This is a genomic window from Paucilactobacillus suebicus DSM 5007 = KCTC 3549 (genome assembly GCF_001434475.1).
GTDB classification, from domain to species: Bacteria; Bacillota; Bacilli; order Lactobacillales; family Lactobacillaceae; genus Paucilactobacillus; species Paucilactobacillus suebicus.
In genome coordinates this window covers 15,411-28,797 of the sequence record NZ_AZGF01000031.1, presented here as the reverse complement: position 1 = coordinate 28,797, position 13,387 = coordinate 15,411, and the positions used below count along the sequence as shown (strand labels likewise).

Annotated in this window: 26 protein-coding genes; 5 read left to right on the top strand and 21 right to left on the bottom strand. The window is 38.3% G+C overall.

Annotation, left to right across the window (positions count from 1 at the left end; genetic code table 11):
- Positions 1-137: 137 nt before the first annotated feature.
- From FD16_RS10375 to FD16_RS10310, 15 genes are all read right to left on the bottom strand, one after another.
- Entirely contained in the window at positions 138-542 is a 405-nt protein-coding gene (locus tag FD16_RS10375; RefSeq protein WP_010622308.1) for a hypothetical protein, read from the bottom strand.
- Positions 543-544: 2 nt separating this feature from the next.
- A complete protein-coding gene (locus FD16_RS10370) occupies positions 545-799 on the bottom strand; it encodes a hypothetical protein (RefSeq protein WP_010622309.1) in 255 nt (84 codons plus the stop codon).
- Entirely contained in the window at positions 796-1,194 is a 399-nt protein-coding gene (locus FD16_RS13085; RefSeq protein WP_010622310.1) for a DUF1642 domain-containing protein, read from the bottom strand. The genes FD16_RS10370 and FD16_RS13085 overlap by 4 nt, the downstream gene beginning before the upstream one ends.
- A complete protein-coding gene (locus FD16_RS10360) occupies positions 1,187-1,648 on the bottom strand; it encodes a hypothetical protein (protein WP_010622311.1) in 462 nt (153 codons plus the stop codon). The genes FD16_RS13085 and FD16_RS10360 overlap by 8 nt, the downstream gene beginning before the upstream one ends.
- Positions 1,649-1,807: 159 nt before the next feature.
- On the bottom strand, positions 1,808-2,197 hold the full coding sequence (locus tag FD16_RS10355) for a pentapeptide repeat-containing protein (RefSeq protein WP_010622313.1): 390 nt from the start codon (positions 2,195-2,197) through the stop codon (positions 1,808-1,810).
- Positions 2,198-2,284: 87 nt separating this feature from the next.
- Positions 2,285-3,028 (bottom strand): DNA-methyltransferase, encoded by a 744-nt coding sequence (locus tag FD16_RS10350; protein ID WP_010622314.1) that lies wholly within the window; start codon positions 3,026-3,028, stop codon positions 2,285-2,287.
- Positions 3,028-3,714, bottom strand: a complete 687-nt coding sequence (locus FD16_RS10345) for a hypothetical protein (RefSeq protein WP_010622315.1) — start codon at positions 3,712-3,714, stop codon at positions 3,028-3,030. Before FD16_RS10345 ends, FD16_RS10350 begins: the two co-directional genes overlap by 1 nt.
- A gap of 211 nt (positions 3,715-3,925) precedes the next feature.
- The gene (locus tag FD16_RS10340) at positions 3,926-4,378 is read right to left on the bottom strand and encodes a RusA family crossover junction endodeoxyribonuclease (protein ID WP_050899279.1); all 453 of its coding nucleotides are present in this window, start codon (positions 4,376-4,378) and stop codon (positions 3,926-3,928) included.
- A 137-nt stretch (positions 4,379-4,515) separates the two neighbouring features.
- A complete protein-coding gene (locus FD16_RS10335) occupies positions 4,516-5,295 on the bottom strand; it encodes an ATP-binding protein (RefSeq protein ID WP_010622318.1) in 780 nt (259 codons plus the stop codon).
- Positions 5,295-6,062 (bottom strand): conserved phage C-terminal domain-containing protein, encoded by a 768-nt coding sequence (locus FD16_RS10330; protein WP_010622319.1) that lies wholly within the window; start codon positions 6,060-6,062, stop codon positions 5,295-5,297. The genes FD16_RS10335 and FD16_RS10330 overlap by 1 nt, the downstream gene beginning before the upstream one ends.
- A 52-nt stretch (positions 6,063-6,114) precedes the next feature.
- Positions 6,115-6,258 (bottom strand): hypothetical protein, encoded by a 144-nt coding sequence (locus FD16_RS12815; RefSeq protein ID WP_155804360.1) that lies wholly within the window; start codon positions 6,256-6,258, stop codon positions 6,115-6,117.
- 8 nt (positions 6,259-6,266) lie between these two features.
- Positions 6,267-6,794 carry a DUF669 domain-containing protein gene (locus FD16_RS10325; RefSeq protein WP_010622320.1) on the bottom strand — a complete coding sequence of 176 codons (528 nt, stop codon included), beginning with the start codon at positions 6,792-6,794 and terminating at the stop codon, positions 6,267-6,269.
- 2 nt (positions 6,795-6,796) lie between these two features.
- A complete protein-coding gene (locus FD16_RS10320; protein ID WP_010622321.1) occupies positions 6,797-7,513 on the bottom strand; it encodes an AAA family ATPase in 717 nt (238 codons plus the stop codon).
- A 3-nt stretch (positions 7,514-7,516) separates the two neighbouring features.
- Entirely contained in the window at positions 7,517-8,149 is a 633-nt protein-coding gene (locus FD16_RS10315) for a DUF1351 domain-containing protein (RefSeq protein ID WP_010622322.1), read from the bottom strand.
- 72 nt (positions 8,150-8,221) lie between these two features.
- Complete coding sequence (locus FD16_RS10310) at positions 8,222-8,404, bottom strand: hypothetical protein (protein ID WP_010622323.1); 183 nt, start codon at positions 8,402-8,404, stop codon at positions 8,222-8,224.
- 184 nt (positions 8,405-8,588) lie between these two features.
- Here FD16_RS10310 and FD16_RS10305 point away from each other — a divergent pair, with 184 nt between their 5' ends.
- Complete coding sequence (locus FD16_RS10305) at positions 8,589-9,209, top strand: hypothetical protein (protein ID WP_010622324.1); 621 nt, start codon at positions 8,589-8,591, stop codon at positions 9,207-9,209.
- A 239-nt stretch (positions 9,210-9,448) separates the two neighbouring features.
- Here FD16_RS10305 and FD16_RS10300 read toward each other — a convergent pair whose 3' ends face one another.
- Positions 9,449-9,655 carry a helix-turn-helix transcriptional regulator gene (locus FD16_RS10300; RefSeq protein ID WP_010622325.1) on the bottom strand — a complete coding sequence of 69 codons (207 nt, stop codon included), beginning with the start codon at positions 9,653-9,655 and terminating at the stop codon, positions 9,449-9,451.
- 81 nt (positions 9,656-9,736) lie between these two features.
- Between FD16_RS10300 and FD16_RS10295 the strand changes: the two genes are divergently transcribed.
- Positions 9,737-9,973, top strand: coding sequence for a hypothetical protein (locus tag FD16_RS10295; RefSeq protein WP_056938557.1), 237 nt, complete (start codon positions 9,737-9,739; stop codon positions 9,971-9,973).
- Here the strand turns inward: FD16_RS10295 and FD16_RS13260 are convergent.
- The 3 genes from FD16_RS13260 to FD16_RS10285 form a co-directional block, all read right to left on the bottom strand.
- Positions 9,970-10,098 carry a hypothetical protein gene (locus tag FD16_RS13260; protein ID WP_268869685.1) on the bottom strand — a complete coding sequence of 43 codons (129 nt, stop codon included), beginning with the start codon at positions 10,096-10,098 and terminating at the stop codon, positions 9,970-9,972. The genes FD16_RS10295 and FD16_RS13260 overlap by 4 nt on opposite strands.
- A 25-nt stretch (positions 10,099-10,123) precedes the next feature.
- On the bottom strand, positions 10,124-10,336 hold the full coding sequence (locus tag FD16_RS10290) for a helix-turn-helix domain-containing protein (protein ID WP_010622326.1): 213 nt from the start codon (positions 10,334-10,336) through the stop codon (positions 10,124-10,126).
- Positions 10,337-10,429: 93 nt separating this feature from the next.
- Positions 10,430-10,807, bottom strand: coding sequence for a DUF771 domain-containing protein (locus FD16_RS10285; protein ID WP_010622327.1), 378 nt, complete (start codon positions 10,805-10,807; stop codon positions 10,430-10,432).
- A gap of 392 nt (positions 10,808-11,199) precedes the next feature.
- On the opposite strand from FD16_RS10285, the gene FD16_RS10280 reads away from it, so the two are divergent.
- Complete coding sequence (locus FD16_RS10280) at positions 11,200-11,343, top strand: hypothetical protein (RefSeq protein WP_155804361.1); 144 nt, start codon at positions 11,200-11,202, stop codon at positions 11,341-11,343.
- Positions 11,344-11,409: 66 nt separating this feature from the next.
- On the opposite strand, the gene FD16_RS10275 is transcribed toward FD16_RS10280, so the two are convergent.
- Both FD16_RS10275 and FD16_RS10270 read right to left on the bottom strand, forming a co-directional pair.
- Positions 11,410-12,141: a Rha family transcriptional regulator gene (locus tag FD16_RS10275; RefSeq protein WP_010622329.1), complete on the bottom strand. Its 732-nt coding sequence runs from the start codon at positions 12,139-12,141 to the stop codon at positions 11,410-11,412.
- Between the two features lie 16 nt (positions 12,142-12,157).
- Positions 12,158-12,373, bottom strand: a complete 216-nt coding sequence (locus FD16_RS10270; protein ID WP_010622330.1) for a hypothetical protein — start codon at positions 12,371-12,373, stop codon at positions 12,158-12,160.
- A gap of 260 nt (positions 12,374-12,633) precedes the next feature.
- Between FD16_RS10270 and FD16_RS10265 the strand changes: the two genes are divergently transcribed.
- A complete protein-coding gene (locus FD16_RS10265; protein ID WP_010622331.1) occupies positions 12,634-12,945 on the top strand; it encodes a helix-turn-helix domain-containing protein in 312 nt (103 codons plus the stop codon).
- Positions 12,946-13,353 carry a M48 family metalloprotease gene (locus tag FD16_RS10260; protein WP_010622332.1) on the top strand — a complete coding sequence of 136 codons (408 nt, stop codon included), beginning with the start codon at positions 12,946-12,948 and terminating at the stop codon, positions 13,351-13,353.
- The last annotated feature ends 34 nt before the right edge of the window (positions 13,354-13,387 follow it).

Genomic DNA, 13,387 nt, shown 5'->3' with positions numbered 1-13,387 from the left:
GATCTACGTTAATTAGATATTTTTTACCATCGCTCCAACAAACATGATAAACATATTCATCCACAGATGACTTATCAAAGCGGACCGAATAGCCTTGATAACCGTTTACTTGCATACAACTCTCAATACGTCGTTTCTCATCTGGCATCTTTAATCGCTCCTTTATGCTTCTTTAAAAAGTGCCCGTCTAAATCATGCATATAATGTCTCAATGTCCCATCTGACACAAGACGGCCAACTTTATTATCAGCTTTGATGTGCTCTAGTGTCTGTGCCATTGTCCATTTTTCATTAGCTTTACGGCAATACCCTACTATCAAATCCTTTTGACGTGGTGTTAACGCTTTGTGACGCAATTCTCCATCAACTTCAAGCGAAGAGTTTTCGGCCAATTCTCTGCGAATTTCCACAAATCGTGGATCATCATCTGGTGCATTGGCAACACTGCCATATTGCTCTTCAACTTCTCTGGTCAAACAAATCACATCTTCTGTGCGCCGCTTCTTTTTCTTGATTGCTGAACGTTTGTGTCCGTGCTTCATTTCTATTCACCATATCTTTCTTTCCAATAGTAAGGAACATTTCCATATCCATAAAGTGGTTCGTTATTATACATTTGATAAGGCCGATTTCTTTGATCCCAATATCGAGGATATCCACCTGATGGTCTTGATTCGCGCATCCTAGCTCTGACATAATTATATTTGCGTCCTTTAGGCGAATCCATTAAAGGAAGATGAAAGAAAATTGTTTGAATCCAAGCATCACATTTTTCTGGTCCATATACTGTTCGTTTCATTTCTCTACCTCCGATACCTCGTAACCGTCTAGCCATGCGCGGGCAATCAGTTCTTGTTCATCATAGTTCCAATCCCATTCAGTGAACATTTCTCCTAATCGGTAGTGGTTAGCTTTAAACTCTTCAATCGTATCCCCCCACGCTTTTGGAATCACTGGCAGTCTCTTATAGGACTTCCTAAAAATCTCATCCTTAATGGGCCAGTGTTCACCTTCGGCTCCTGTTGCAATCCAATCGCCAATGAAGATTTGTATCGTTCCCTTTAGTGTTTCTAACTGATACATCGGCATTCCTTCACCGATTTGTTCGGGATCAATATCATATTTACCAATCATTTCATCTGAACCATCGAATTGCTCAAACTCAGTTGTTCCCGTTTTGATGTATTTAGTCATCTGATCCCCCCGCTTGCTTCTCCACAATTTTGAAGTCCCGCTCTATATGGGCGCAATCAATAAAACTCCCAATTTCTTCTAACTCGGAGCGAACAGTAGATAGCTTATTAAGAAATACCTTAAAATCCTCAGGGGTATTAGAATCACTATCGCCATGAATAGGGTGTACATGTTCCCAAATAGTATCTTGGATCTTTTTTACTGCAAACCACGCAAAATCTAGCTCGGCGTTAACTTTATCTAAAGTGGTTGCATCACTCAAAGAAAGCGAGTGCTGAAAGGATTCTGCCCCATTGGACCCGATTGTTTTGTCTACAATTTCGTTTTCCGAAATCCAGATGTTGGAACCATTTTTCATCTTGACAAGATAGGGTAAATGATCTGTCGTGTTGTTGTCTACCCTTTCAATTTCCGCGGTAATTAACACTTTGTCTTTTGTCATGTATTTAGTCATCTTGTACCTCCACAGCATCATATTCAGTATATTTATGGCATGTAATTTCAACTTGGCATCTACACGATTTACACCTGTCAATCGAAATATCTCCGTCAAATAAGTAGTCATCTAATTCGTTATAAGTTTCGCAACGCGGGCATATCCACTCTTTTTCCATTAATCTTCTACCTCCACCTTATCCAGTGCCATCTGATCTTCAATGTATTCAATCGCTAAGTCATATGCTTTTCGTCTTCGCGTGCCATCTGCATAAACACTATGAATTCGATCAATTGTTCCTTGCCATGTTCCTTGCCAGCAGCCAGTTGTAGCTACATCAATACTCGGAATGTAAGTTAACTGAGCATTCTCACGGCTGGACTGTAAACCAGCTACGTAGACTCTAATATTTTTAGCTTCATGCCAATTGGCCCAATTAAGTCTAGCACCACGTAAGTCAGCACATCGTAAGTCAGCGTCCCGTAAGTCAGCCCTTACACCTCCTAATTCATTGTTCAACCATTTAACATGCTTATCTAAGATTTCCTGCAACTTTTCCTTTTCCATTTAAATCACTCCCTCACGATGCAACTGTTTCAGTTTTTCTTCTTCATCACTATAATTCGACACGGCTTTAACATTTACGATTCCTCTTCACAACAGCAATATTTCCGCGTTCTTAAGCATTTTCTCACTCGCAACCTTATACATCTTCTTGCTAACTTCGAAGCCATATGACGGCCGCCCAAGCTCGTCTGCCGCTCGTAATGTTGAACCACTACCAGCAACTGGGTCAATAACCACATCACCTTTATCTGTAAAAATACGAATCAGTCGCTGTAACACTGGAATAGGCTTTTGTGTTGGGTGAATCTTCGGATATCCGTTGTCAATATCCCATGGAAACCAGTTCATGACCATACGACCGTCATTGTTGAATTTAGGCAATTTATCCCGATACAAGACCACCGCATACTCACATGCTCCCACAATCTTCATATTGGCCTTTAAGACTTGTGATGATGACTTCTTGACGAATACTAGCGGATAAAAATGTTTGAATCCGTAACGTTCACCGTAATCAATCACCATTTGAATTTGTTGAAATGCACAAAACACAATCATGGCCGGTGCCTTGCCGCTTTCTTTAGGTTCCTTAATTAACATGTGCGAGCAAAAGTGCATAAATTCCGCAATTCTGAAATCGACATCTGTATCAAAAAACGTTGAGTTAGCTTTACTACTCTCACCATTCTTATTATTGCCGCCCTCGTACCATTCAGGACTTGACCCATAAGCATTATTTCCAATGTTGTACGGAATATCTGCGATAACCAGCTGAGCTTTGGGAATGCCATAACGTTTGTAATTTTGAAAATTATCGTTAAAAAGTTCCATTACATACCCTCCAGTTTAATGTGCATCCGTTTAGCACGTTTAATTACTACATCGCGTGTTACTTCATGTTTAATCTTAGCCATTCTGTTCAAATAATGAACTAGGTCGTCAATACCCATTTCAGTGTTCATAGCTACCTCAATCTGTACATCAACAATTCGCTTTTCTTCACCAGTTAACTCCGGTTTTATTTCATGCTTAGGTATCAGTTTACGGTACCGATGATTAACATAGGGTGCATCGACAAACGTTCCATAACCTAGATCATTAATTATCATCGCAATTTGATCAAACGACTTTCCATGTGCTTTTTTATCCAGGATAATTTTGTCAACGTGTTCTTGATCGTTGTGATCAAATTTAATTACGTTGGTTTTTAATTTCACACCAGTATATGACTGTCGCATTTCAATTTGTGAATTAGTCAAATGTGTTCGTAGTGGTCCTGAATTGTTAAGCCAATAGAGCATCTCTGCTTTAGGCCAATCGTTCTTAACTGCTAACTGTAAGTATTGATCGATCACCTTATTAATTCTGACCGTATTCGGCCGTCTACGGCTCACAGCCTCATCAAGTTCAAGGGGTTCACGCAACGCAACTAAACGTGGATCGTTTTGAGACAATCCTTTTAATTCAGGATATTCACTTTCTAACTCCTGTAGAGCCTCCATATTAATTTTCGTCATCGTCTACCTCCATGATAAATTCCTCCAAATTTTATGTTTGATTTATAAGCCCATAATAGGTGTTTTAAGAGCTTGTTTTGTTTTCTAGTATATTTACCCCCGAACGTGATTAAAGTTCCCACAGCGTGCTGTAACGTGTGTAATTCTGGCCTTAAAATCGATTCTGTATTCAAAGTGTGAATTTAGTTTATTTTTCTTGATTAAACCGCGATCAATAATCCGCAATTTCAACAACACGAATATCCACATGTGGGATCACGTCATAAACCTTGTGTGCATTCAAGTCTACAATCTGTGCGTCATCGTTCCATAACACGCCATTTAAGCCGTCTAAAGTAGATTTGATGTAATTATCCACATCAGGCTTCATACGTGGCCTATGAGCGTTTGAGAGGCGTTTAAGACGTTCTGATTTAGTAACTGATTTCTGCACTGCTCGTGCAAATGTTAAATCAACAATCAATTCACCTTTGAGTGGCTCATGAAGATACTTGTCGCTAGCTATTTTTGCTAACATTTTTTTATAATCTTTAACTTTTTTCGGGTCATACATACTAATGCTTTTGCCCATTCGTCTTGCACGTGGCCGAATTTGTTGAATTGGTTCAATCGGCAACGTCAAATCAATTTCTTTCAGTTTCTCCACACACCTTCCTGTTGACATTTAGTAATAACCCCATCATTTCTATTTGTTGCTTTCCAAACTCTACATATCCTTTTCCGTCACATCTGATACATGTGTGACCTGTACATGGGTATTCCTTAGTCCCCAAACATGCTGGACATTTAATCTTTTGCATTTTATATGCCTCGTACATCTTTCATGTTTAAAAACGCTAATTGTTGACTTGTTGGTTTGGGCACCAGTCGACTGATCAGCTTGTCGTTGTACATAGTCTTTAGCTCACTGACAGAATTATTTGTTGTGATAATTGTTGATCTTCTAGGTGTGTTCATCTCGAAATCAACACGGGCGTTAGCTACTCGATACATCAGTGTCTGCATATCTCTGCGAACTGGTTTGATGTCTTGCTTCATACCGCCCTCCGTGCCGAAATCATCTAAGATTAGCACATCAACTTCCGTCATGGCTCGCTCAATATCTGTCAATCGTGCCTTCACATCGCTTAATTCGTATTGCTGACCGATCAAACTAGCCAGTTCAGCAGTTGATACAAACATGCCACTTTGACCTTTATCAGATAAATAATCCATGATAGCCAATGCCAATGAAGTTTTACCAGTTCCTTTATCGCCCGACATAATGACGTTGAGCGACGTTTTCTCCATTCTAATTGCCAGCTGATATGCTTGCTTACCGAGCGACTTAGCTAGCTCATGATTATCTTGTTTATCGACTTGCCAACTAGAAAACTGGAAATGCAGTGGAATATTGCCACCTGGCCAAACTGACATTGCCGCAAAAACCTTAATACGCTTACGGGCAATCGCTTGTTGTGCCATCTTGACTGTTTGTCGTTCAATTTCGTCTTTTGAAAGTAAGTGCTGTTGGTCAACACCATGCTCTTTAGCAACACGATCAATAAAGGCTTCACTGAACATTCCTTGCGTCGTTTTCATTACCTAAACAAGTCCTCCTTTGTGATGATTTGTGACTTATGTTGCTTTTTGGCATCATTCAGATAGCCTTCAAACTTACTTGGCCTAAAAAGTGTGCTTGGTCTCAAGTATTGTTCTTGCTCTGTTCCTTGCCATTTCTTCGACATAAACTTAACGACCGTTGCTAAATCATCTTTTGTATAACCATCTTTCAACCGTCCATTGATTATTCTTCGATTACTGTCTACGTTCTTGAAGTTTCTTCCAGTTTGTTCGTTGAACCATTTAAAAAAACTAGCATAGTCAATCTGAAAAGATTTTGTGGAGTCGGGCTTGCCCGACAATATATCTTTATTCTTTTCATTCTTATCATTCTTTACATTCTTGTTAGTGGTTGTTCGTTGGTTGTCGCTTGGTTGTCCAATGGTTGAGTCGTTGGTTGTCTCCAATTTTTCAGATTGATAAGATTCCCAATTAACAACGTTTATAAGGGTATTGACCTTGGTTGTTTCGATGGTTATAAAATCGTATTTGATGAACCTTTGCATTGCACCCCGTACAACCTGCCTTGTGATACCTTTTCCACTTTTTTTCGCTAAATTATCCATCGAAGTGACAAATTGACCCGGCTTAACAATGAACGGTTTTCCATTCCATTCCCACTTGTTCTCGCTATGATTTGCCAATAGCAAAATCGCAATTAACACCGATCTTTGATTGGACGTTGATAATTGCCAGATGGGTTTATCCAGCAATTCTCGATATAACTTAACCCACCCGCCTTTCATCTAAATCACCTCGCTTTCAGAACGGCAACTGATCAAGTGCCATGTTGGATTTCTACAACTTGATCTTGCGCTTAAATTCTTCTTTAATTTCTTGGTACTCGGCTTCCGTAATCGGATAGCCTTTATTCAATAGATCAATTGGCATATTTAGTTCATGCTCCAATCGTTTCTTGACTTGTCTGTAAGTTAGTTTCATGTGATCACCTAGAAAGGAAGTGAAGCATCGCTGATGTCAATTGAATCGCCATTCATTCCAGCTTGTGCATTGCTTTCAGCTTTATCGATTTCGTCTGTTTTAAATTTATGAGCGACTTTAGGAAACTTAGTGGCTTCTAATTTTTTAACGTTTAAATTTTCACCGCTTTTTCCTTTGCTTTCCCACTTCTCATTTTTAACCGTGACCAACAATGGTAAATGGTAAAGCTTATTAAAGTAGTCATCTAAATTATCAAAATGGGTCTTATCTGGGATACCAGCTGCTTTACCAACTGCTAGTAACATTCCAATTGAATATTTTTTTGTTTCTTTGTTTGGAAAAATACGATAGAAGATGTGTGATCCTTTACTCTTTTGGTCAGCAATGTCATTTCTAATTATTAAATCAAATTGAATATAATCATTACCACTCTGCTGGAAAACGTCTTGTTTGGCACTGTTAATTACTACTTCGTATACTCCATCTGCCACGTTAAAATCATTTGCCTTGCTGTAATCCATATCAAATCCTGCCATTATTATTTACCTGCCTTTTCTTCTTTTTTAGTTGGTTCTTTTTGTTTGGATCCAAAGTTATATAACTCTTCAATCGGTGCTAGTTTGCGATCGTCCAATCGATTTTTAGCAAAGATGCCATCATTGCCTTGTAAAATCACGCCACGGCCACCTGTTTTGGGATTAACAACTACACGTCCAACAACGTCAGCCATGCCTAGCAGTCCGTCACGTACGCTCTTGCGAATCTGTGGTGCGTACTGGCTAAATGTTTGACCCGTTTCAGTGGTCACATCGTTCTGTGTCTCCCAAGCGGTCGTTAGAATGTTGATGTCTTTCAATGAATAAGCTGTGATCATGATTCGTGCAAAGTAGTTTGTCCATTGACTGTAGTCTTGCAATTCATTACTGATACCGTTGTGCGACTTGCGACCCTTTTCAACAAACCAATCCTTTTCAAGCGATGAGATATTGTCGATCACTAGATTGTCATATTGCCTAGCTAACTCCGGTGCCTGTTTCAAAAACTCAACTAGTTCTTCTTCTGGCTTCGATCGATCAAACTCGATCACATCAATATCTAAACCTTCAAGCACTTTAGCTGAATTATCCAAATCCAGCACTAACGTTTTACCCTTTAAATACTTGATCGATGATGTCTTACCAATTCCGGGCTTTGAGTAGATGATTACTCGCCAACTCTTATTGCGTTTGATATTTTTTGCGTTTGTAATTTCCACTAATTACACCTCCAATTTTTCATATGGCACTTCTGCAACATTGAGGTCACTTAGTAACGTCTTCAATTGCTCATTTGTTACATAGATAGTCAGCAAGTGTTTCTGTACCATCTCACCATCGTCACTCACTAATGCACCGTTAACACGATTAATGCCATCAGGCAATGTTCCTTTGCTGAACTTGACCATCAGCTTCAATTCGTCAGCTATCTCACGTTTTAGTTCTAGATCACCAATTGATTTGGTCAGCCACTTAGGTTTGATATCGACTTCTAGCGGGTCAATGTGATGGCTGAATGCCATATCTGCGATCAGTGATTTAACTCGTTTCTCACGTTCATCACGCTGACTGTTTTCAATGTTCTTAAGTTGCTCAGCAATTGGATTGATTGCATCATCAATCATTGCCATTAATTCTTTAGCCTGATCTTCCATTGGCTTGATTGCGTCCGTATATGGCCGTTTATATTCCTTCTTGCGTTCGTTCACTTCAGTGCGTAGCTTACGCAATTTGGCAACGGTATGTTTGCCATTCTTAACATTCTCAACTTGGTAACCCTCAAATTGCTTGAGCTGATAACCTAAGTTTTCTTTAGTTTCTGCGTAGCCATCAAATATAACTGGCTTCAATGTCATTCGTTGTCACTCCTATCTACCCATGGACAATCTGGATTCTGCTCATCAACCTCTTCTTGCCATTGATCCCAATTAATGTTGTCCACGTTTCCACCCTCGTTCATGGTTATAAAGATCGTAAAGTGGTTCAATGATCTGATCGTAAACAGCCTGTGCGTATTCCTCTTCTTCACGTTTGTCGAAATACTTATCGACTAACCCTTTTGCATTGTCGATGATGTCAGCTGTTTCCTCGTATGCTGGTTTATTTGTCATTGCGTTTATCCGCCTTTCGTGATAATTTAAGACTGTAAAAAATATTTCTAATTAGCTGATGCAGGGTGCGACCTGTGTCGGTCTTTTTGTATAAACAATTAGTCGTGATTAGGTAGTTATTTTTAGTGATCGTTTTTATCACCTCCTTGTGGGATAATTATTTTTGGTAAAAGAGGTGATTAATATGAGTATCAAAATTTCGCTTACACAATTTTTAACTTTTGCCAGCAAAGTATCCACATCTGCCAGAATTAACTACGTTCGTGCTTCCAAAGAACAAGAATATTCACCGGCAATTGATTACTGGAAATTATTACGTGATGCAATCAAAGATGTAGCCGCCGGAATTCAGAAACCGGAACACATTCTTGAAGTTGCAGAATCTATTCCTAAGGAAGCTAAAAGGAAAAATTACATCAATGATGCAAAAAGGTTTATATCATTTTTGACTTCACACGATGTAAAGTTTTTCACAGTTGGCCGTGCCTCTTGGACACTAGATAACTTGTTTGCAATTAATGCCTCTCCAGAAATCGGTATGGAAATCGATGGAGAAAAGTACTGTGTAAAGCTTTATTACAAAGTTAAGGATTCCGGCACCAAAATTACCAAGAAAAATATCAAGTCAACTTTGGCTTTGATGCAATTAGCTGATAAGGATTTCGCAACTGATGATCTAAAATTTGCGGTTTTAAATCTTCAAAATGGTAAATTCCTATTATCCGATTCATACCCTGACGATGCCGATACTTTAGAACTAACGATCGATGCACAAAATTTGAAAGATATTTGGACCAGCGTTTAATCATCACTCAGATCATTCATAGCCTGAGCACACTGCTCACAGATCCAAGAACCATTATCATTTTGTAGAATTGCCACCTGCCCACACAATGTGCAGTGTGGCTTTTTTATATGGATTAAGTAAAAATCCCAAACCCATAGCTTGATCGAATTAATCAAATAAATCACCCTTCCCTGCGTGCCAGCCAACGAACCCACCAATCAAACCAACGACGATTACAAATCCAATTTGACTTATAATTAACATGCTGTCAGCTCCTTTCGTCCAATCAGCTCATCAATGCTGACGTTAAAGTAATCAGCTAATTTGATTGCGTTTTCCATGCTCGGATAATAGCGGCCAGATTCATATTCTGAAATTACGTTATATTTAATACCGGTTGCACACGCTAAATCCGCTTGTGTCATACGTTTAGTGCGCCGTAACCTTGCTAACTGTGATTGCATGCGATTACTCTTTTCTTTCGTTGAAACCGTTTACTTTAGTAGTATATTTGGAATAGTTCATTTATATTGGAGGTGAAAAACATGATATTAGATGTTTTCTTGGAAAATAGTGAAAAAGTACGAATTTTTGATTTTGAAAAAATCGTTGTAAAAAATTTTGCTGTCGAAGCTTCTGGCCGTAAAACAATTGAGGAAATTGGAAATTCTGAAATTGAAAACTTCTTCCCCGCTACTAAACTTAGATACACATTTGTCGGATCAAACAAATTAAATGTTGGCGGAGACGCTATAAGCTACATTGTTTTGAACACAAATTAATATTTCATTATTTTTGCAAGCTCTGTAATGGCTGATACCATTTCAGGGCTTGTCGTTATTTTGGCATCTTCTATAAGTAATAGGAGTAATTCAGTTAGTGCTTTTTCTATTTCTGGATTCATCATTTTTATTGTTCCTTTCTTTCTGCGATTAGGCTTTACCAAGAAGCTCGCTAACTGTAATTCCTTCCATATCAGCTATTGCTTTTAATCGCCGCTTGTTAGGCTTATTTTTACCATGTTCCCAATTGTTAACAGTTCCGGATCGTACACAAGAATCGATTTCGGCGCCAAACTCACGCATAGTCATTCCTTTGTTGATACGTATTTTTTGTATGTGTTTTCCTAAATCTTCGGCGTTCATTCATTTACTCATTTCTTTCTGCGGCTAAGTCACTGTAATGGCTAAATTTGCTATATACAATTTAAAATTTGTACAATACATAATGCTGATAAATTAATCTTCTATCTTTCCATCCCAATCGATTTGCTTCCAGTGATCATCTATCCATTTAGCCATTACCGATGCCTTAAATTTCCAAGGATTGCCGCTGCCAGTAGAACGATGAAGGTAGTGCTGTCGTTCGAATTTATCAAAATCAGCTTTGAAGCATGGTTGATAAAGAATATATTCTTTAACCCATTCAGCACTCCTATGGCTGACCCGGTCACGCACATCATCCATTGACCACTCACGGCCTAATAATGATTGACCAACTAGTTTGCTGTACTCGACTTTATCAACTAAAATCTTGTCTTCAGTCGGTTTAAAATATACAGTTCCTCCCGGTTTAAAATATATAGTTCCTTTTAGATATTGTTCAGTCTGTGCCAAGTAGATCATCTCCTATGCTGTAATTTGATATGCAATTTGTTATTATTAATGTACTTATTAGTTTTGCCCTTATAATCAGTAATGATTATTTCGAATCGGGTGAATTCAAGGAAAACCTAAACCGTCCTACCGGCATGGCAACCCTGAGCCAAGCGTAGTGTGTCTGAAAAAGCTGCGAAGGTGCAACGCATAGATGGTGACTGACATCAATAATCCATCCACGAGCGCCCGACAGCCTTAATGGCTGAAAAGATATGCTGAGCTAAATGGAAACAACCAGAAATCAGAGATAAAAAACTCTGACGATAACATCACTGCATAAATTGGCTGACAATGTTGCTAAGTCACTTAATGATTCTATTTCAAATGGATATATGAAAGGTGTTGACCCAATGACTAAAGATCTTAGTGAAAGTCGTAAAAAATTGGGGAGCTTAATTGCACACGAAACTGGCAAACGTAGTAATAGAGGAATTGAACAAGCTGTTTCAAAGAACTTGAGTAACTTTAATACTTGGCAGTCTGGTAAATACTAATAAGCTATTACCCACCTTGTAGTGGCTTTTTATTTTCCTTTTTTCTGTAATTTGTTAATCGAGTTGCTATGCTGGTGCTGCTAGATGTTCCTTTTTAATTGCTTGATACCCTTTCTCAAAATACAACCACTGTGGGACTTCTTTGTCAGAATGTTGTGACTTGCTGTTTGACCACCGGCCATATTCGTTTTGTCCCGGTTGTTCAGCTTTCAACCCCAGCTTGTTGCAGATACGCCCAACTTTATTAGGTGATATAGCCAGCTTGTTGCCAATGTCAGTAGCCGTATATTCTTTTTGCTTCATGACTGGAATTGTCATTTCACCGGTTAGGATTTCGGCTGCTTGAGCTAGTAATTGTTGCTTAGCTGATTCAGATGTTGTTTCTTTTGCAATCCGATACAATGCATTGGCTTTGGCTGTCTTAGTTCGTGTAATTGATAATTCAGCTTGAATAACTGGATCAAGCTTTTTAGCTGGAATCTTCTTCAATGTAGCTTCCATATGGTTAAAAGCATCGATATATTGAAGTTTGAAATTATCAGCTTTCTTACCTGTGAATCCAAATGCAATGAAACTAAAGCCATCTCGATTCATGTAGTACATCTTTTGCTCGCGATTACGTCCATCTTTGTATGTGCCCTCTGCAAACATGTTTTTGTAATCAGCTGAATTTTCAGCCGATTGAATTTTGTCCTCAATCGTTTGAATAACATTCTTATGTTCCTTGCCGAAAATCTCCGCCACTTTCAAACTCGTGGTTACAGCTGTTTTTTCATGCATGATGACTAATTCTTCCATTTGTTACGCTTCCTTTCTAAATTCCATATTTTTCGTGCAAGTATTCATAAATCTCTGTTACTAACGATTCAGCACCTTTAGTAGTCATTCGCTTGTTCAATGAGAGATTCACAAATGTTGTTGACCGTCCGAAATGTTTAGCTAATGATCCTTGCGTTTCTAAGTCACGATGGTTAGCAAGCCATGACTTGATTGTTTCCGCTTTGTTATTTGTTTCCATGTGAATAAACATGTGTGGCCTCCTTCTCTTTATTTTTATTAAGAAAGATATTGATAATTTGTATTCAATGATATACAATGATCCCATAACGAAACAAGCCAACAAATACTTATCTATCGCCCGCCAAGATGATTTATAAGTGGTTTTTAGTTTGGCAAATTTCTTAATAACTTTTCTTAACAAAAACAATTGTATATCATTGAATACATTTTTACAATACTTTTATTCAAAAAAATACAAGTTTTTTTTAAGACACACTGGAGATGCCTTAAATGACAACGTTTGAACGTATTAACGAATTATCAAAAAAACGCGGTTTAAGTCTTAGAGCCGTTGCAAAAAAGTCAGGGCTAGGAGAAACCACTATATATGGTTGGAAAAACAAAAATCCAGATTCATCTAAGTTAGAAGCTGTAGCAAGCACTTTAGGAGTTTCAGTTGATTACCTGCTCGGAAAAGATTCATCATCTGCTAAGCCTAAAATCGATCTTGCAGATGATGACAGTTTCATTGCGTTTTATGAAGGTAAACCCGTGTCAGATGATGACATGGAAATTATTAAACGATTATTGCGGGGAAAATAAATGGACGATGCAATTAACTACTTATTAAATTTTGCGATGAAACAAAAGATTGGTTTCGTGTGGACAAACTTGCTTGCACCCGATACACCATCAGCTGCTGATTGTAAAGAACGTGAAATTGTAATTAATGCAAACTGGCGTAATCAAAAAGAGCTACCATTTGTGATAGCTCATGAGATTGCACACGTATTGAATAAAGATATGGGTATTCTTTACTTCACAAGTAGCAGTTCAAAGTCACAGATTGAAAGCAATGCGAATGCTGGTGCTGTTAAAATTCTGGTTGACTATTGCAACAAACTAGGACTCGAGCACTACAACATAATCAAGTTTATGGATGTTTTTGGTATCCCTGCTAACTTGGAATATATGGTAGTGGATAAACTAGAAAATAGATTTGAGATTTAAACCAAGTTTAAAAAATAAAACTACTACAGATTAT